Source organism: Chloroflexota bacterium, assembly GCA_013152435.1.
Classification (GTDB): Bacteria; Chloroflexota; Anaerolineae; order DUEN01; family DUEN01; genus DUEN01.
Window position 1 is genome coordinate 1 of record JAADGJ010000019.1, and the last position, 18752, is coordinate 18752.

Annotated in this window: 16 protein-coding genes; 10 read left to right on the forward strand and 6 right to left on the reverse strand. The window is 65.1% G+C overall.

What is annotated here, in order from left to right; translation table 11 throughout:
• Window positions 1-327: 327 nt before the first annotated feature.
• A complete protein-coding gene (locus GXP39_02685) occupies window positions 328-846 on the forward strand; it encodes a 50S ribosomal protein L9 (GenBank protein ID NOZ26943.1) in 519 nt (172 codons plus the stop codon).
• Between the two features lie 146 nt (window positions 847-992).
• On the opposite strand, the gene GXP39_02690 is transcribed toward GXP39_02685, so the two are convergent.
• Complete coding sequence (locus GXP39_02690; GenBank protein ID NOZ26944.1) at window positions 993-2984, reverse strand: DUF2723 domain-containing protein; 1992 nt, start codon at window positions 2982-2984, stop codon at window positions 993-995.
• Window positions 2985-3387: 403 nt separating this feature from the next.
• Here GXP39_02690 and GXP39_02695 point away from each other — a divergent pair, with 403 nt between their 5' ends.
• Together GXP39_02695 and murI are read left to right on the forward strand one after the other, a co-directional pair.
• Complete coding sequence (locus tag GXP39_02695; protein NOZ26945.1) at window positions 3388-4500, forward strand: hypothetical protein; 1113 nt, start codon at window positions 3388-3390, stop codon at window positions 4498-4500.
• A 9-nt stretch (window positions 4501-4509) separates the two neighbouring features.
• Complete coding sequence (murI, locus tag GXP39_02700; protein ID NOZ26946.1) at window positions 4510-5361, forward strand: glutamate racemase; 852 nt, start codon at window positions 4510-4512, stop codon at window positions 5359-5361.
• Window positions 5362-5460: 99 nt separating this feature from the next.
• Here murI and GXP39_02705 read toward each other — a convergent pair whose 3' ends face one another.
• The 5 genes from GXP39_02705 to gyrA all read right to left on the reverse strand — a co-directional run bounded on the left by GXP39_02705 (window position 5461) and on the right by gyrA (window position 11819).
• Window positions 5461-6516, reverse strand: a complete 1056-nt coding sequence (locus tag GXP39_02705; protein ID NOZ26947.1) for a GAF domain-containing protein — start codon at window positions 6514-6516, stop codon at window positions 5461-5463.
• A 19-nt stretch (window positions 6517-6535) separates the two neighbouring features.
• Complete coding sequence (locus tag GXP39_02710; protein NOZ26948.1) at window positions 6536-6940, reverse strand: DUF1634 domain-containing protein; 405 nt, start codon at window positions 6938-6940, stop codon at window positions 6536-6538.
• On the reverse strand, window positions 6937-7740 hold the full coding sequence (locus tag GXP39_02715) for a sulfite exporter TauE/SafE family protein (GenBank protein ID NOZ26949.1): 804 nt from the start codon (window positions 7738-7740) through the stop codon (window positions 6937-6939). Before GXP39_02715 ends, GXP39_02710 begins: the two co-directional genes overlap by 4 nt.
• Before the next feature lie 79 nt (window positions 7741-7819).
• Window positions 7820-9190 carry a transcriptional regulator gene (locus GXP39_02720; GenBank protein NOZ26950.1) on the reverse strand — a complete coding sequence of 457 codons (1371 nt, stop codon included), beginning with the start codon at window positions 9188-9190 and terminating at the stop codon, window positions 7820-7822.
• A gap of 79 nt (window positions 9191-9269) precedes the next feature.
• Window positions 9270-11819 carry a DNA gyrase subunit A gene (gene gyrA / locus GXP39_02725; GenBank protein ID NOZ26951.1) on the reverse strand — a complete coding sequence of 850 codons (2550 nt, stop codon included), beginning with the start codon at window positions 11817-11819 and terminating at the stop codon, window positions 9270-9272.
• A 449-nt stretch (window positions 11820-12268) separates the two neighbouring features.
• On the opposite strand from gyrA, the gene GXP39_02730 reads away from it, so the two are divergent.
• The 7 genes from GXP39_02730 to GXP39_02760 all read left to right on the forward strand — a co-directional run bounded on the left by GXP39_02730 (window position 12269) and on the right by GXP39_02760 (window position 18684).
• Window positions 12269-13189, forward strand: a complete 921-nt coding sequence (locus tag GXP39_02730; protein NOZ26952.1) for an esterase — start codon at window positions 12269-12271, stop codon at window positions 13187-13189.
• 54 nt (window positions 13190-13243) lie between these two features.
• Complete coding sequence (dgoD, locus tag GXP39_02735) at window positions 13244-14383, forward strand: galactonate dehydratase (GenBank protein ID NOZ26953.1); 1140 nt, start codon at window positions 13244-13246, stop codon at window positions 14381-14383.
• Window positions 14384-14392: 9 nt separating this feature from the next.
• Window positions 14393-15502: a hypothetical protein gene (locus GXP39_02740; GenBank protein ID NOZ26954.1), complete on the forward strand. Its 1110-nt coding sequence runs from the start codon at window positions 14393-14395 to the stop codon at window positions 15500-15502.
• A gap of 126 nt (window positions 15503-15628) precedes the next feature.
• A complete protein-coding gene (locus GXP39_02745) occupies window positions 15629-16555 on the forward strand; it encodes a hypothetical protein (protein NOZ26955.1) in 927 nt (308 codons plus the stop codon).
• Between the two features lie 10 nt (window positions 16556-16565).
• Window positions 16566-17561, forward strand: coding sequence for a hypothetical protein (locus tag GXP39_02750; GenBank protein ID NOZ26956.1), 996 nt, complete (start codon window positions 16566-16568; stop codon window positions 17559-17561).
• 6 nt (window positions 17562-17567) lie between these two features.
• Window positions 17568-17870, forward strand: coding sequence for a hypothetical protein (locus GXP39_02755; protein NOZ26957.1), 303 nt, complete (start codon window positions 17568-17570; stop codon window positions 17868-17870).
• A gap of 355 nt (window positions 17871-18225) precedes the next feature.
• A complete protein-coding gene (locus tag GXP39_02760; protein ID NOZ26958.1) occupies window positions 18226-18684 on the forward strand; it encodes a hypothetical protein in 459 nt (152 codons plus the stop codon).
• Window positions 18685-18752: the final 68 nt, after the last annotated feature.

Consider the following 18752-nt stretch of genomic DNA (forward strand, 5'->3'; position numbering starts at 1 on the left):
GGGATGAGGGCCGTTTTCCCTCGGTCGATGATCAGGGGAATGTCTTGCGTCGGGCGACACGCGGGGTGTTCCTACCACCCCGATTTCCATCGCTGACTTTGAAAAAGCCCCGCCGGGAGTAACGGTTCACCGGTGGGGTCGTTGGTGCCGGGATATTCCCTTGCACCCACGGCGCGGCCGAATTTGAGATTTCGCCTGACCTGGTGTAAGATGGGGTGCCATGCCCTTGTGCACGGCGATCGTCTCTCACGGTTTTTACGAGGCTTTGAGTCCTGCGTGCTCGGACGCGAAGGTCGTTTATCACGCCACGAGGAGGTTAGGCTCCTAATGAAAGTCATGTTGACCCAGGATATAGAGGGATTGGGACAGGCTGGTGAGATCAAGGAAGTCGCTGGGGGATACGCGCGCCATTATCTGATCCCGCGGGGGTTGGCCCTCCCGGCCACCAAGGGGGTGCGCAAGCAGGCTGCGGCCATCCGTGAGGCCGCGGAGCGCCGTCGGGCTCGGGAGATGAATGAGGCGCAGGCGCTGGCGGAGAAGCTGAACGCGCTCACGCTTCGGTTCACCGCCCGGGCGGGCGAAAGCGATCGCCTGTATGGCTCCATCACCTCCTCGGACATCGCGGAGGCCATCGAGCGAGAGGTCGGACAGGCCGTCGATCGGCGGCACATTGAGCTGGAGCGCCCGATCCGCCAGCTGGGCACCCATCAGGTCTCCATCCGCCTGATGTCCAACGTGACCGCCCAGGTGACGGTCGTCGTTGAGCGCGAGGGCGGTGAGGAGGCGGAGCAGTCTGAGGAACAGGAGAAGCAGGAACAGCAAGAACAACAGGCCGAGGAGGCCTGATTCACGGGCGGCTCTCAACGGGAAGCGCCTCTCTCAGGAGAGGCGCTTTTGCTTTCGCCCATATTGGCCATGTGCAACGAGGGCGGGGCGTACGGCGCCGTCGCGTTCCTGCAACCCGGCATCCAGGAGAGCGATGCTCGGCGGCTTTATGGAGCCTCCAGTTTGTCCGGCTGGGGATACGGCGTGATGGGCAGGGGCATCACGATGAGATTCTGGAAGCCGCCGCCCGGCAGCGAGCGGTAAATGACGATCGCCAACCCATCGGGAGGGGGATTGGGGGTCTTCGGCACCTCGTAATCGTCACGCACGATCTCGCCGGGGAACCAACGGGTGGTCGGGTAGGTGCCCTGAACCGGGTGCACCCGGTCGCTCTGCACGAGCCGGCCGTTGTCGAAGATGAGGGCATCCTGGCGGGTGGGACGCAGCGAGATGGACCAGTCATGCCGGATGGGCGCCATGGCCTCCCAATAGAGTCGGATGCGCGGGCCGGGGTAGAAGCGACGGGGGAGCGCCGGGTGGATCTTCGGCTGCGGGCGGTCGATCCCCATCAGCATCAGGCCGTCCCCCAAAGGCATGTACAGGGGGACCTCCAGCGTCGAGCACTCCGGGCACTCCATCTGCGGTTCCGTGCGCACCTCGATCAGGGTCAGCCCGGCCGACGAGAAGCGAGCGTCCGGCAGCACCTCCGCCTGGACGATGGGGATGGCCTCCACCGTGCTGAGGAGAAGGTGCCCCGCGGCCAGCGCCTCCCGGGCCTCCGCGGCGCCACTGGGTTGCAGGTCCGGCCGCACACCCCAGATCTGCGTCAGGTAGTCCAGCGCCAGCAGCTGGTCTAGCGTGCCGAGGATCGCCGCGTCGGCGGGGGGATCGTCCGCGATGATGCGCCAGCCCGGGTCGAGCCCCACATCCCCCGGCCGATTGGAGGAGTCGGCGCCAGGCAGGCTGAGGGTGAACCGATAGCCGACCAGCACGCATAGCGCCAGGATGGTGGCAACTTGCAGGGCCTGGCGGACTCTTCCCCGTCCAAGCTGCCAGACCTCGGTGGCCGCCATGGCGAGGCCCAGCACGATCAGCGGATAGGCCGGCATGATCACCTGATACCAGTTGCCCAGGCGATCGATGAAACAGAAGGCGAGGTAGATGACCAGCGTGCTGTAGATCAGCGTAGCCCGACGGCGCCCCAGCCGGGAGATGCCCCACAGGCCGACCAGGAGCACTGGCCACGTCAGCTCCCGCCATATCAACGCGGGGAACTCGTCCGTCCATAGGGGGAGGAGGCTCCACGTCAGCTCATCACGTCCCTGCCGGGTGCTCACGAACGACCAGAACCATTGCCATGTGCTCTCCCATTGGCCGACGCCACGCCATTCGGGATGCTGGGCGCCGCGCACGTATACGTAGATGTAGCTCAGGAGAGGCAGCGCACACAGCCCGGCGGCCTTCGCGATGAACCGGGGGCGGCGTACCAGGTCGGGACGGCGGGTCAACACGAACCACAGGATCGGCGGCACGACGAACAGCACCGTTACCATGTGGGCCAGCCCGATCCCCGTCAGGAGGGCCAGTGCCAGCAGGTAAGGCTCGCCATCCCGGCCGCGTGACTGGGCTGCCTCCCAGCGGAAGGCCAGCCAGATCATGAGCAGGGTCTGCGCGACGGCCGACGTATACTGCTCGGTGGTCGTCGCATAGTACCAGAAGAAATACGTCACGGCGTAGAAGGCGGTGCACAGCTCCGCGATGATCCAGCGGCCGTCGGTGACGTCGATCAGGAGCCGGTATAGCAGCCACAGGGCGAGCAGGGCCCACAGGGTGGAGTAGCTGGAGAGGATGCGGATCGGGTTGCTGTACGGGCCCAGCAGTAGGCGGCCCAGACGGAACCAGACCCAGCCCCCCATGGTGTATAGGGGATAACCGGGCGCGTTGGATGGCCGCGCCTGGACCTGTGCGTACTGGTGGGTGATGAGATCTCCGCCGCGCAGCTCCTCTGGCTGAAGCCCATCATCCAGGGTCCACAGGTACAGCGCGAGCGCGGCGAGGATGAGCAGCACTCCGACCCACCGGGTGGTGTATTGTGGCCAAAGGCGGGTGAAGGCGAACCGTCGCAATCGCAGGCTGGAGGGTGTCATCTCGACGTTCACTATAGCATAATCCGACACACGTGCCAAGTGGCACAACGCCGCGATGATGTGCCCGGAGCGGGGCGGAAGCGGCGGCAGCTTCGAGTGGCACGAAAGAGATCATTCGTGTATCCTATTGGAGAGAGCTTCCGGGGGGAAAGACCTGGCGGTGGGCTGCTGGTAGTGCCACGTCGCCGGGGATCTCAGAGCGTGTCTGAGAATCGAACCGATAAGGTGTCTGAGGGACTCCCTCTGTTCCTGCCTTTCCCGGCCCTTTCCGCAGGGATCTGGGCCGAGGCTGGGCAGGTCGAAGACGGGAGAAGGACTTTTTCCGGAGGGATTCGCCCCTCCGGGCCTCTCCATGGCAGAAGCAACGGCATTTCTCAGACACACTCTCAGAGCCATCACGAGGAGTCGAGGCGAGATGGATTCACGAGAGCTGGTGCACAACCTGCTGACCGGCGGCGACTACGATCGTGTGGGCCTCTTCGATCACTTCTGGCCTGAGACGCCGGAGGGATGGGTCCGGGACGGGTATCCGACCCGCGTCGTGGTTGAGGATGGCCGTGAGGAGGTCAAGCCGGAGGAGCCTCATCGGCACTTCGATTTCGATATGTATCCCTGCGGCGGGTGGTTCGACGTGTATCCACTGCGCGGGTACGAGGAGGTGCTGGAGGAGACCGACGAGTGGATCGTGAAGCGGAACGGCGCCGGCGCGGCGCTCAAGTATTGGAAGCATAAGTCAGGCACCCCGGAACACATCGATTTCCTGATGACCAGCCGTGCGGTTTGGGAGCGTGACTATCGGCCTCACCTCTTGCAGGTGGATTGGGAACGGCTCAAGCTCGATGAGAATCGGGAGGCCTTCACGGAGGCGCGGGCCGCGCATAAGTGGGCCTTCTATGGGCACATGTTCGTGTGGGAGACCATGCGACAGAGCATGGGGGATTACATCATGTACCAGAGCCTGGCCCTGGACCCCGGCTGGATCCACGATTTCAATCGCGTCTACACCGACTTCTTCAAGGCCCACTTTCAGGCGCTCTTTGACGAGGTGGGCTTGCCTGATGGGATCTGGGTTTATGAGGACCTGGGGTATCGGAACGGCCTGTTCGCCTCTCCCAGGATGTTGCGGGATCTCGTCCTCCCTTACTTTGCCGAGCTGGTGGATTTCTTTCACGGATATGGGCTTTCGGTGGTGCTGCACTCCTGTGGCAATATCACCGAGGCGTTGCCGCTCATCGTGGAGGCCGGATTCGACGCCTTGAACCCGATGGAGGTCAAGGCCGGGTGTGATCTGCTCGCCTTCGCCGAGCAGTACGGGGATAAGCTGGCCTTCGTCGGCGGGCTGGACGTGCGCATCCTGGAGACGAACGATCGGGATGTGATCCGGCGCGGGGTGTCCGATCTGATCGAGGGGATGAAGGCCCGGGGGGCTCGCTACATCTTCGGGACCGACCACTCGGTGACGCCGTTGGTGACATATGACAGCTATCGGTATGCCGTGGACGTGTATCGGCAGCACATGATGTATTGATCTCCCCCCATGATCACGAGTGGCAAAGGCAGGGGCCGCTGGATCGGCCTCTTCGATTCGGGGGTCGGCGGGTTGTCCGTCTGGCGAGAGGTGGCCCGAGAGCTGCCCGGCCAGCCGCTGCTCTATTTGGCGGACCAGGCGCATTGCCCGTACGGCGTGCGGCCATTAGAGGAGATCCGGCGCATCGTGCAGGCGGTGGTGCAGTGGCTGGTCGATCAGGGGGCGGAGGTGATCGTTGTGGCGTGCAACACGGCCTCCGCGGCCGCCCTTTACCACCTGCGCGAGCGCTTCTCCGTCCCCATCGTCGGCATGGAGCCCGCGATCAAGCCCGCGGTGCTGCGCACGCGCAGCGGCCGGGTGGGCGTCCTGGCCACGCCGGGGACCTTCGCCGGGGAGCCATACGCCCGGCTGTTGGCCCGCTATGCCCGGGGCGCAGAGGTCATCGCCCAGCCCTGCCCGGACTGGGTCGAGCATGTGGAGTCTGGGCGGATGGAGGATCCCATCACGGCCGAGTTGGTGGAGCGGTATGTGCGGCCGTTATGCGCCGCTGGCGTGGATGAGCTGGTGCTGGGGTGCACGCACTACTCGTTTCTGCGGCCGTGGATCGAGCGGGCGGCCGGGCCCAGTGTGGATGTGATCGATCCCGCCCCGGCGGTGGCGCGACAGACGCGGCGGGTAAGCGCGGGGATCGGCCTGGCGCCTGGGGATCGGCCGGCCGCCTATCGGTTCGTGACGACGGGGGAGCCGAGGCGTTTCGAGGAGCAATTGCGGCGACTGGTCGGCTGGGCGGGGGAGGCGGAGGCGGCTCGCTGGCGCGATGGGCGCATTTTATCCCCAGTTATCCCAGATAAACCCAAATAACCCAAGCGTTAACCCAAATATCCCAAAGTGATCTTGGGATATTCTTGGGATACTTGGGTTAACTTGCGATATCTTGCGATATTTTTGGGTTTTCCGCGCTCAGGATAGCGTGAGAAAGCGATACCAGCCAGCCCAATCCTCGCGTGCGGCCTCGTAGCGCTCGTTGAGCGCCTCGTGCAGGCGGGCGTTCTCGATGGCGATGGCCCCCAGATCGGCGATAGCCTCCAGGAACTCCACCTCCTCCTCGCTGAAGCGGTGCGGCTGGGCGGAGTAGGCGCGCAGCACGCCGATGATCTGATCCTGCACCTTGAGGGGGACTGCCAACACGGAGCGGATGCCCTCCCGCGCGGCCTCCTCCGGGTACTGGAATCCTACCTCCCGCTCCACGTCGTAGATCATGGCGGGCTTGCCCTGGAGCACCTCACGGTCGATGGGGCTTTCCTTGATCCAGATGTCCCCCTTCTTCAGGTAGCGCTCGCTCAGCCCTTCGGCCGCAACCAGGTGCAGCCGACGCTTACGAGGGCCCAATAGCCGGATAGAGGCCGCCTTGCAGTTCACCTCCTCGATCACATTGCGCAACAGGGCCTTGAGCACCTCGTTCAGCTTGAGGCTGGAGTTCACCTCGGAGGCGATGGTGTGCATCGCGCGGTACAGATGGGCATTGCGGATGGCTCGGGCGGCCAGGTTGGCCACGGCGCCTACCAGCAGTTGCTCGTCCTGGGTGAAGTGATGAGGTTCGGCCGTGTATACTCGCAGCACGCCCAAGTTGCGGTCCTGGATGCGGAGCGGGACGGCCAGGACGGAACGGATGCCCTCGGCACGGGCCTCATCGGGGTACTGCAGGCCGCCGTCATGCACGATGTCGTGCAGGGCCACCGCGTTGCCTCTGAGCACCTCACGATCGATAGGGCTGTGAGCGACCTCGACGGGCCCCTTGGCCAGATAGCGCTCGCTGAGCCCCACGGCCGCCTCCATCTCCAGCGTCTGGCGCTCCTGATCCAGCAGCCGGATCGATGCCGCTTTGTATCCCAGTTCGCGCACGATCGTCTCCAGCATGCGTTGCAGGAGCTCCTGCCGCCCGTAGCTGGCGTTCATCGCCTTGGCGATGTTATAGAAGGCCCGGATCGCCCGGTGAACCAGTTTTTCTTCGTTCATCACTTATCATCCTCCCGCTTCATCCGACCCACAGGCTGGCGAACATCACGGCCAGTACGATCACCGTCACCCCGACGAACGCCCAATCACCCTGGCGAGCCAGGCCGATCGCCACGCCGATCAACCGGACGACGGGGGACGTGATCAGCACGATCAGGCCCAGGGAGAAAAGAAGGCTGGGCCCATGGGCATGGGGCAGGTCGGCGAGCGGCACCACATCGTGAACGGGGGGGAAGCCTGCGAGGGCCTGCCATATCGCGCCGGCGATGAACAGCACGGCGCTTATGATGAGGGTGATCATCAGCAGTCGTTGTACGATGCGGTCTGTCTGCCGCGTACTGCCCATCGCCTCCAGTGCGGCCTCATCCTCTTCACTGATGTCGGCCGCGTCGGGGATGAGCGTGCTATAGTCTCGCTCCTTCATCCCGTGATCGCCTTCCATGCCATCTGAATCGCGAATATGACGAGCAGGACCTGGAACATGCGCTTGAGCGTCAGGGAGCGGGCTCGCCCCCCGAGGCGGGAGCCCAACTGGGCCCCGATCAGCACGCCCAATGCTGTGGGGACCGCCACCTGGGGATCGATCAGGTCTTGCACGTAGTACACCATCGCGCTGGTGGCGGCCGTCACGCCGACCATGAAATTGGACGTCGCGATGGCGGCCTTTAACGGGGCGCCCATGACGACGCTCATGATGGGAACTTTGACAACACCTCCTCCGATGCCCAGCAGGCCGGAGAGATTCCCGGCGATGAAGGCTGCTCCCAGGCCGAGGGGGAGATTCCGAACGCCATACCGCACCAGCTTCCCCGTGAATGGGTCCTTGTAGACGGTATCGAACAGCCCTGTCGGGCGGGAGATGGCCTCGTCGCGAGGGATTTGGCGCATGCTGTACATGACGAACAACAGAAGGACGGCGAACAGGCCATGCAGGACGCGAGGGCTCAGCAGGGCTGCGGTGAGCCCGCCCGTCAGAGCGCCCAGAGTAGTGGTGATCTCCAACACCATGCCCAACTTGGTATGGGTGAGGCTGCGTCCGGCGTACACTGCTCCTGCCGCCGTGGAGGTGGCGATCACGCTCACCAGGCTGGCGCCGATGGCCACCTTGATGGGAATGTGGAAGAAGACGGTTAGCAAAGGGATGATGAGGACCCCGCCGCCGATACCCAGCAGGGCCCCCAGGGCGCCGACGATGATCGCGATCAGGAACAGGACCAAGAACATGCCGTTCTCCCGTGCTGGGGCTTGTTTCGTATGGGAAGCGTCGTAGGGCCGTGAGTGGATGATGCCACTGCGGCGAGCGTTATTTCAGGATGTAGTAGGTTCCTCGCTTGTTGCCGATCTTCAGGAGCAACCCTTTGTCAACCAGGTCTACGAGGTCCAGCCGCAGCGTCTCCGAGGAGACGTGGGGACACAGCTCTCGATACTCACGGTTCGTGATGCGGCCGTGCTCCTGGATGTACTGCAGCGCCCGCAGCTGCCGCTCGTTCATGTTCGCTTCCCACTGCTGCGGCACAGTGGCTCGCTCGATGACGTTCTGCAGGATCACGGTGAAGGAGTAAGGAGTGGCTCGGAACGTGGGCTGTGGATGGCCGGCCTGTACCATGGCCTCGATCATGCGATCGATGCCCAGCCCCAGCTCCTCGATGTATCCCCATTGGAAGAGGCCGTTGACAATGCGTGGGTTGCGGGAGAAGTGCTCCTCCACGATGTTGTCCAGCGTGATATATCCAGGTAGTCCTCCGGGTGACTGCACCTCCAGCCGATCATCGAACATCCGGACCTCGATGCGGCGACCGGCCAGCCGGTAGTCGCGATGGCAAACGGCGTTGATGAGCGCCTCTCGCACCGCGAAGGGGGGATACTCCGGGCGCTCCTCTCGTTTGAGCCCGCGCACCACCGCCTCCACGCGCATCTCCTCCATGACGATGTTCCAGGCGCGCTCGATCAGGCGGGGGAGTGGCCCCGTGATCTCCTCCCGGCGGCCGTAGCCCGGTAGCCCCTCCGGCCCGCGCGGCTCCGTGCCCACGAACTTCACGAACACGATGGCCGACTGGGGCAGGAAGACCTGCGGCTCGCGCCCGAAGAGCAGCATGCCGGCGACGGTCGGCCGACCATCGGCCGTCACCGCCGTGATCTGCCGCAATAGCGTCTCCCGGTCCACGGAGAGCGGGCGGCGCTGACGCTCCTCGCGCTGGGCGATGTACTCGTCAATGATCGCCTCGTCCAGATCCTCGCGGCTGGCGCCGGGCACGGGCTCGGCCTCGAACTCGCCGCTGGACTTGGTGGCGGCCAGCTGTCGGATGGCCTCGCCCCCCAGCGGCTGATTTTCCGTGCCGGAGCGGACCAGCACGCGACCGTCCGCCAGCGAGTGCAGCTCCGCGGAGCGCGAGACGCGAATGCCGACGACGAAGCCGCCGGGGACCTCGATCTGCTCCCATTCGGTGGCTATGGGAGGGCGACAGGCGATCTGGGCCTGGCGCAGGGCCTCCTCGACCTCGTCGGGGAACAGCCCTGTGGAGACCTGCCCCTCCGGCGTCATACCGATGATGATCGTGCCGCCGTCGGTGTTGGCGAAGGCGACCAGCGTCTCCGCCAACAGGTCCGGGTCGGGCGTCGAAAGGAATGCCGTTTGCGGTCCCGGCTTTTTCCCCAGAATGCTTGAGGCGTTCATCGCATCCTCTGGCTCACCTGATCTCGTTTTGGACGGCTAAGCCGTCGAATCTCCCACCTCGCCCGACCTGGCGGTCGCTTCAGGTCGGGTTGTTTTCATTCCCCTGGCCCTCGGGCCCTTTGGCCTGAGAGGGCGTCTTGGCCTGGTTGTTGGTCGCGAGCCGGGCCACGGCTGTGACGCTGTCCCCATCCTTCAGGTTGACCAGCCGCACCCCGCGCGCGGCGCGGCTCATTCGTGAGATCGCACGCACCCGCAGGCGCAGGGCGATCCCGTTGGCCGTCATGAGCGTGATCTCGTCCTGTTCGGATACCACGCGGCCGGCGACCACGAAATCGCCGTTCTGGAGGCGTCGGGCGTTGGTGGTCCGCACCCCGCCCGCGTATCGGTTGCGAATGGGATACTCGGACAGCGGCGTGCGCTTCCCATAGCCGCTGGCCGTCACCACCAGGAGGTCCGCATCCGGGTCGACCACGTCCAGGCTGGTGACGTAATCGCCCTCGCGCAGCCGGATGGCGTTCACACCTGCGGCCGTCCGGCCCATGGGGCGTACCTGGCTTTCGGGGAAGCGCAGGGCCCATCCGTGGGCGGTGACGATGATCAGATCGTCATTCCCGCTGGTCAGCCGGGCCCATCCCAGCTCATCGTTGTCGTCAAGGTGCATGGCGATGATGCCGCTGGGGCGCACGGAGGAGAGCTCGGAGAGCTTCATGCGCTTGATGCGCCCATGCTGAGTGAGCAGGGTGATGTATTGCGCCTGCTCGAAATCTGGGACGGCCACGGCCGCGGTCACCCGCTCGTTGGCCTCCAGGTTGAGGATGTTCACGATGGGCACCCCCTTGGCGTTGCGCCCCGCCTCGGGGAGGTTGTAGGCCCGCTCGGAGTACACGCGGCCCCGGTTGGTGAAGAACAGGATATGATCCAACGTGCGGGCGGCGAACAGGTGGAGCACCTCGTCCTCGCCCCGGGTCTGCATGCCGGTGACCCCACGGCCGCCGCGCCCCTGGGCGCGATAGGCCCGCGCCAGCGTGCGCTTGACGTAGTTATCCGCCGTGATGCTGACCAGGATGTCCTCCTGCGGGATCAGGTCCTCCTCCGAGAAGGACTCGGAGGCGTTGGGGCTGATGACGGTGCGGCGATCGTCGCCGAACTTCTCCTTCAGCTCCTGGAGATCGTCCTTGATCAGCGCCAGGATCTTCTCCGGGTGCGCCAGGAGGTCCTCCAGATAGGCGATGCGCTCCATCACCGCCCGATACTCATCCTCGATCTGCTGGCGTTCCAGGGCGGCCAGCCGGCGCAGTTGCAGGTCCAGGATCGCGCGGGCCTGGATCTCCGTCAGGTCGAACCGGCTCATCAGGGCGGTGCGGGCGGCCTCCGCGCTCTCCGCCTGGCGAATGGTGGCGATCACCTCGTCCAGGAACTGCAGCGCGATGCGCAGGCCCTCCAGGATGTGCGCTCGGTCTCGGGCCTTCTGCAGGTCGAAGCGGGTTCGGCGGGTGATCACATCCTGGCGATGCTCGACGTGGGCCTGGAGCACCCGCTTGAGGCTGAGCAGGCGCGGCTCCCCATTGACCAGCGCCAGCATGTTGACGCCAAAGGTGGTCTGCAACGGCGTGTACTTGAAGAGCTGATTGAGCACTTTCTTGGGGGGCGAGCCGCGCTTCAGTTCGATCACGATCCGCATCCCCTGGCGGTCCGATTCGTCTCGCAGGTCGCTGATCGCGTCCAGCCGCCCGGATCGCACCAGGTCCGCGATACGCTCGATCAGGGTCGTCTTGTTGAGCTGGAACGGGATCTGGTGGACCACGATGCGGTGGCGGTTGCCGCGCATCTCCTCGATGGTGGTGACGGCACGGATGACGATGCGTCCGTTTCCCGTGGCATATGCCTTGCGAATGCCCTCCACCCCCAGCACGATGCCGCCAGTGGGGAAGTCCGGCCCCTGGATGAACTCCAGAAGCTCGTCCAGGACCACGTCATCCCGGCGCTCCCAGTTGTCGATGAGATAGCAGAGGGCGTCCACCACCTCTCGGAGGTTGTGCGGCGGGATATTGGTGGCCATGCCCACGGCGATGCCGGCGGCGCCGTTCAGGATCAGATTGGGCAACTTGCCCGGCAGGACCACGGGCTCCTGTAGGGAGGCGTCGAAGTTGTCGATCCAGTCGACGGTGTCCCGATCGATGTCCTCCAGCAGGGTCTCCGCGATGGGGGAGAGGCGGGCCTCGGTGTAGCGCATGGCGGCGGGGGTATCGCCGTCGATGGAGCCGAAGTTGCCCTGCCCGTCCACCAGCGGATAGCGCATGGAGAAGTCCTGAGCCATGCGCGCCATGGCGTCGTACACGGCGGAGTCGCCATGGGGGTGATACTTCCCCAGCACCTCGCCCACGATACGGGCGGACTTCCGGTAGGGGCTGTTCGAGCGCAGCCCCATGTCGTGCATGGCGTAGAGGATACGGCGCTGGACGGGCTTGAGGCCATCACGCACGTCGGGCAGGGCCCGCGCCACGATGACGCTCATCGCGTAGTCTAGATACGCGCCGCGCATCTCCTCTTCGATGTCGATGGTGCGAACGGTGCCGATGTAGTCAGGTTGTTCGGTCAAGCGTCCCTCTCTCCCAATCCGTGATTCCATTAAACCTTGCTTCTTACATTATACCCGATCCGACGTGGTTAGGCCATTTACGGGGCGGTAGTATCATGTATCTTTATTCGTTGTGGAAGGTGCGGCGGGGGTCTTGAGGGGCACAGCCCCTCAAAAGAACCTTCCAGTTCCCGCCCCCCATCTGCCTTGCCCGGCCTCATCCACCCGAATCGGGCAGGGAAAGGGCAGATGCAAGGCGGCAAAAGGGAATGCTTTGGCGGAGGGAGGTCCCTCCGCACCTCCCCTGGGAGCCTGCGCTGGGCTCTGTGGGTTGTTTCGAGACGTTCTCACCACTTTGGATACACGATCGGCAGTAGTGTATCCTGACTACCCGCCCCGGGCGTTCAGTGTTATACTGCCCATCGTCATGAGCGATGGCGGTGCCGATGCGCCGGATTTGGCATGGTTCGATGGTTTTGACAGAATGAGGAGAGGATGGGATGGCACAGTTGATCACCACATTGGGCCCCAAGGGCCCCGATGAGCTGGGGATGATCCTGGCTCACGAGCACGTCTTCGTCGATCTGCGCACCCCGGACCAGCCCGGGTACGCCGAGGCGGAGGCCTCCGATGTCATCCGGCTGATGGCGCCCGAGATCGAGCGGGCGCGGGCGGCGGGCGTCACGGCGATCGTGGAGTGTAGCGCCGTGGGCGTGGGGCGGCGGGCCGATATCCTGAAGGCCGTCTCCGAGGCGACCCAATTCCCATTGGTGGTCCCCACCGGCATCTATCGGGAGCCGTGGGTCCCCGATTGGGCGCATGCGGCCGGCGAGGAGGAACTGCGGGATTGGATGGTGGGCGAGCTGCAGGGGGAGATCGAGGGGAGCGGCGTGCAGGCGGGATGGATCAAGCTCAGCGCGGGCGATGACGGGATCACCGAGTGCGAGGCGAAGATCCTGCGGGCGGCGGCTCGGGCCGGAGTGGCCACCAACGCCGTCATCGGCAGCCACACGGTGCGCGGCCGCGTCGTGCGCGATCAGCTGGACATCATCGAGGAGATGGGATACACGCCGGAGCGGTTCATCTGGATCCACGCCCAGAACGAGCCGGACTTTGATATGAACCTGGAGATGGCCCGGCGCGGCGCGTGGATCGAGTACGATGCCATCGGCGGCGGCTCGTTTGACGACGACTTCTTCATCGACCGGATCCGGCGCATGTTGGACGCTGGTCTGGGGCATCGCGTCCTGCTCAGCCACGACCGGGGCTGGTACGATCCGGCCCAGCCGGGCGGGGGGACGCCCAGGCCCTTCACGTATATCAGCGAGGTATTCCTGCCGAAGCTGCGGGCGGCCGGCGTGGACGAGGGCGCCATCCAGCAGTTGACGCAGGAGAACCCATTCCGGGCGTTCGCCCGTTGACGGGCGATGCCCGGTTCGGCTCTCGTGTGGTCTTGAGCGGAGAGGAGGATCGACGTGAAGATCACGAACATCGAACCCTATCCTGTGTGGGCGGGGCATCGCAATTTCCTGTTCGTCGTCGTGGATACCGACGAGGGGATCTATGGCATCGGCGAGGCGGGGATCGCCGGCCGGGAGCGGGCCATCATGGGAGCGATCGAGCACTTCAAGCCCCTGTTGATCGGCCAGGATCCCATGCGCACCGAGCACATCTGGCAGGTTCTGTTCCGCGGCGGCTTCTACCCGGCCCAGCGCATCCTCTCGGCCGCCATTTCCGCCATCGACATCGCGCTATGGGACATCAAGGGCAAGGCCCTGAACGTGCCGGTGTACGATCTTTTGGGCGGCCGCGTGCGGGATCGGGTCGTGTGCTACCCCCACAACGTGGCCCATGGCTCAGAGGTCACGCCCCTGGTGGAATCGTGCCTGCAGACCAAGGAGGAGGGGTGGAAGTTCGTGCGCTGGGGATTGCCCCAGGAGGGGGAGATGCTGGAGCCGCGTCGGGCGGTGCGCCTCGCCTTGCGGCAGTTCCAGGCGGTGCGGGATGCCGTCGGCGGGGAGGTGGAGATCGTCTTCGACGTGCACACCCGGCTGGATCTGCCGGAGGCGGTGTGGCTTTGCCAGGAGGTGGAGCCGTTTCGCCCGTTCTTCATCGAGGACCCGTTGCGCTGCGAGAACCCTGACTCGTTCAAGACGTTGCGGCCTCGCACCCGGGTCCCGCTGGCCGCGGGCGAGCAGTTCAGCTCCAAATGGGAGTTCCGTCCGCTCATCGAGGAGGAGTGGATCGATTACGCCCGCGTGGACCTGTGTATCGTCGGCGGCCTGACGGAGGCGAAGAAGATCGCCGGTTGGTGTGAGACGCATTACATCAGGCTGGCCGTGCACAACCCGCTGGGACCGGTCGCCGCGGCCGCGTGTCTGCATCTGAACCTGACGGTCCCGAATTTCGGCGTGCAGGAGCAGTCACGTCGGCCGGGGACCCTGCTGACGGACGTCTTCCCCGTGCAGCTGGAGTGGAAGGATGGGTACCTGCTGCCGCCCACTCGCCCCGGCCTGGGGATCGAGTTCGACCGTGAGGCGGCGAAGGAGCATCCCTTCCGCATGTGGGAGCCGCCTCATCTGCATCGGATGGACGGCTCGTTCACGAACTGGTAGGGAAGGGCCATGGGACGTGCGATCGCCTGGCTGGAGGCGATGGCCCGGCGGGAGATCGCCGGGTGCCGCCTGATCGCGCACGATGGGACCGTTCTGTTCACGCCCGATGGCCAGGGGAACTACGCGGCGTTGTGGACGCGGGACTTCGCCTACATGGTGGAATACGCGTTCGGCCTGATGATGCCCGAGGAGGTCCGCGCGGCGATCGCGTATCTGTTGCGCGGGCAGCGTGCCGATGGCTGTGTGCCCGATCGGGTGCAGGCGGACGGGATGCCCGTGTACAGCGCGGGGCCGGTGGAGGCTCCCCTGGGCGACCCGCCCACGGACAACGCGCAATTCATGGTCAGCCTGGTGCACGCCTACGTCGATCGCACCGGCGATCTGGCGTTCGCCCGGGAGCATCTGGGGGCGCTCAGGCGGGCGCTGGACTTTGTGCCCCGCAGCGGGGACGGCCTGGTGTATATCCCGCCCGGGCGGCGTCAGTCCCCCTACGGGTTCACCGATACGGTGGCCAAGACGGGCGAGTTGCTCTTCTCCTCGCTGCTCTACTGGGTAGCCTGCAGGCAGATGGCCGACCTGTGCACCCGTTGTGGCGAGGAGCCCTCCCCGTATCACCGGCGCGCCGGGCGGATCGAGCGGGGGCTGGATCGGCTGTGGGATGAGGATGTGGGCGCCTACCGGGCGGCGACGGTGGATTGCCGCCAGATCGATGTGTGGGGCAGCGCATTTGCCGTGTACATCGACTTCGTCCGGGGGGATCGGCGCGAGCGGGTGCTGCGGTTCCTGCGCGATCGCTATGAGGAGTACGTCTGGCGCGGGCAGGTGCGGCATCTGCTGCGCGGGGAGTATTGGGAGCGGCTGTTGATCCCCGTCGAGCCCGACACCTATCAGAACGGCGCGTATTGGGCCGCCGCGTCGGGCTGGGTCCTCTACGCGCTGGCGCAGATCGACGTGCCGTTGGCCCGCCGGATGCTGGCGGATCTGCTCGAGGACTTTCGGACGGATGGGATCTGTGAGTGTGTGCATGTCGGCTATCGTAAGCTGGAGCACTATGTGGTCAGTGTGGTGAATCCCCTGGGCGCGCTTCGGCGCGTGCCGTGGTTAGATGATGGTGTGTAGGTTAACAGGTAAAAGGCTGAAAAATTGGTTTTGAAGGGGCGCAGTCCCTCCAAACCTCCCCCTATATTTCCAACCGAGTTCCGTACACTACCTGGTAATGTTAGGGTACCTGATGAGGAGTGACCGATGAACAAGATCGAGCGAGTACAGGCGGCTTTGCGCGGGGAGCCGGTGGATCGGGTGCCGGCCAGCTTCTGGTTCCATTTCCCGTGTGACCGACGCGCCGGACATGCCCTGGCGCGGGCGCACCTTGAGTATTATCGGGCTGCGGATCCCGACTTCCTCAAGGTGATGAACGACAACGGGTACGAGCGGATCGGCGTGGATGGGATTCAGACGCCAGAGGACTGGCGTAAGCTCAAGCCGGCGCCGCTGTCGTCGAAGCCGTTCCAGAACCAGCTCGATGGCTTGAAGGAGCTTGCGGATGCCGTCGGCGATGAGGTGTTGTTGGTGACTACGGTGTTCAACCCGTACGCCACGGGCAATGACATCAGCAGGCGGAAGGTGACCGAGCATCTGAAGGCCGATCCGGAATCGGTGAGCGCCGGGCTAGCGGCCATCGCCGAGAGCCTGGCCGAGTTCGCCCGGGCGTGCATTGAGGCGGGAGCGGCGGGGATCTACTTCTCCGCTCAGGGGGGCGAGGTAGATCGCTTCACGGAGGAGGAGTTCGAGAGATACATCAAGCCGCATGATCTGGCGGTGCTTCGCGCGGCGGAGGAGGCCGGCGCCACCTTCAACTTATTGCACATCTGTGGCGAGCGACTGCGGCTGGACGCGTATGCCGACTATCCGGCACATGCCGTGAACTGGGCGCCTCAGCTGGGCAATCTCGGCCTGCGCGAGGGCCGGGAGTTGTTCCGACGCACCATCGTCGGCGGGGTGGACCAGCGCGGTCCCATCGTCACCGGCCCGCGGGAGGCCATCGTGGCGGAGGTGCGTGCCGCCATCGCCGAGATGGGAGAGACGGGCTTCATGATCGGCGCCGGGTGCACGGTGCCCAGCGACATCTCCATCACCCATCTCGTGTGGGCGCGGGAGGCCGTGGTCGCGTGATCCACTCCCTATGATCGTCGATTCGTATCCTCTGCGTGACGGGGTCGGGGATATGCGGGTGTTGTTTCGCCCGGGTACGGGCGGACTCATTGATGATCTACCGAGCGAGCAGTTCCGGCCGGCCTTGCGCGATCCACGGGCGTTACTATGGGTGGACCTGGATGCGTCGGAGGATGGCGCAAGGGCTCGGAAGCTGCTGCGCGATGTGTTCCACTTCCATCCGCTGACGGTAGAGGACGCTCTGGGAGGAATCGATCACCCCCGGTTGAACGACTTCGGCGAGTACCTGTTCCTCGTCGTGTGCGCGGTGGATGACGGGGAGACGGCCGATCCGGGTGGGCTGGCGATCTTCCTGGGACCCAACTACCTGATCACCTGTCACATGGGGATGCCATCGGCGGTGCGAACCCTGCTGAGCCGGGCGCGGGAGGATGAGGGGATCCTGGCGGGCGGCGCGGCTCGCCTGCTGTGCGAGCTGTTGCGTGATGTCGCCTCCGGGTTCGCCGCCCGGATCGAGCAGATCGAGCGCGACCTCGAGCGGGTGGAGGCCGCAGCCCTGGGACGGCCATCGCCGGAGGTGGTGCGTCGCGCCGCCACGATCCGAGGGGCGATCGCCCGGTGGCGCCCGGTGCTCGCGTCGCAACGGGATGTGGTCGGCGGGCTGATCGATGAGGACCATATCGTCATCCCCTCCGGGGCGTTGCCCCATCTGCGCGATCTGCTCGCTCACCTGGGGGAGCTGGTGGCGAGCGTCGCATATCTACATGACCGGGCTGATGGTGTGATGGATCTCTGCCTGGCGGTGGCCGCGGGGCGTCTGGCGGTGTGGGGATCCGTATGGATGGTGTTCTCCGGCGTTATGTTGCTCTCCTTATTGGCCGCCGTCATGTACGCCGGGGGAGTGCCGTGGGGGTGGCGATATGGCCTCCTGCTTGGAGGGCCGGCCCTGGTCGGCGTGGGGTACATCGTGTGGCGGACGCGGCGTCAGCGGGATCCGCGGTGGTGAGGGGACATGAAAGCGAGATCTCAGCGGGATGAGCCCGATCGAGAGCTCCTCGTGGTGTTGCAGGAGCTTGATGCCACGCTGCAGCAGCTGCGACGGGAGGGATTCCTCGCCCCGGCGGGAGGAATGGGACGGTTTCTCTTCTATCGGTTCCTGGGCGGGATCGCTGCCGGGCTAGGCAGCGTGATCGGCGCGACCGTGGTGTTGGGGCTGCTGATCGCCCTCGTCCGCCAGCTTCAGCTTCTGCCGGTCGTGGGAAGGGTCATCGCCGAGATCGTTCGGCTGGTTCAGGCGAACCTGCTGCAGCCATAGGGCGTTGCATTCGATATGCGATCTCATGCCGTATGTCATGGTGGCGAGTGGCCGGTTGCGGTAAGATGTGGGACGGTGATCGGCGGGATCCCTTGGAGCGTGTCTGAAAATTTACCGGCAGGTGTCTGAGGGTCTCCCTCAACGACCAGCTCCACAGGGGGAGGTGTGGAGGGGGCCTCCCCTCCACGGAAAATCCCACCTTTCCGGTCTGCACCTGCCTTTCTCGGCCCTTCCCAAAGGACTCGGGCCGAGGCTGGGCAGGTCGAAGGCGGGAGAAAAGCTTTTTCCGGAGGGGCGGAGCCTCTCCGGGCCTCCCCACAGCATTCTCAGACACACTCGTTAGACAGGGGGTAGAATGGCGGAGGAAATGCCGGAGACCCGGTTGCGTGTGGGAGAGGCCACGGTGCAGCATGGCAGCGAGAGCGAAAATGAGTTGCTCTTCCTGCGCACCCGGTGGGCGAAGCTGCAACAGGAGCTGGCTGATGTGGAACGGCGGACCCTGGATGCCGGGGAGGCGGGGCGCAGTGCCACTCTGCTGGAAGCCCGGCGTCATCACCTCCAGCGGGAGCAGGCCATCATCGATGAGCTGTTCGACGAGACGGCGCGCGCCAGTCTGGAACAGGCCATCGGCTACCGGCTGAAGAGGTTGCAGCGGGACTTGTTCCGGTCAGGGCGAGGCGGTGACAGCCGGCGTTATTACGGTCAGGGATACTGGGACAGGGAGGCCGATCGCGAGATCCTGAATGGCCTGCTTCAGGACTGGCAGGCATGGAAAAGGTCCCTGCATGGGAATTCAGCGCAAGGCCCCCCATGACGGCCCGCTGAGAAGAGCCCCCTTGGGCCAGGACCCTCGTCGCTTCCTCTTTGCAGATTCCCTTTCCT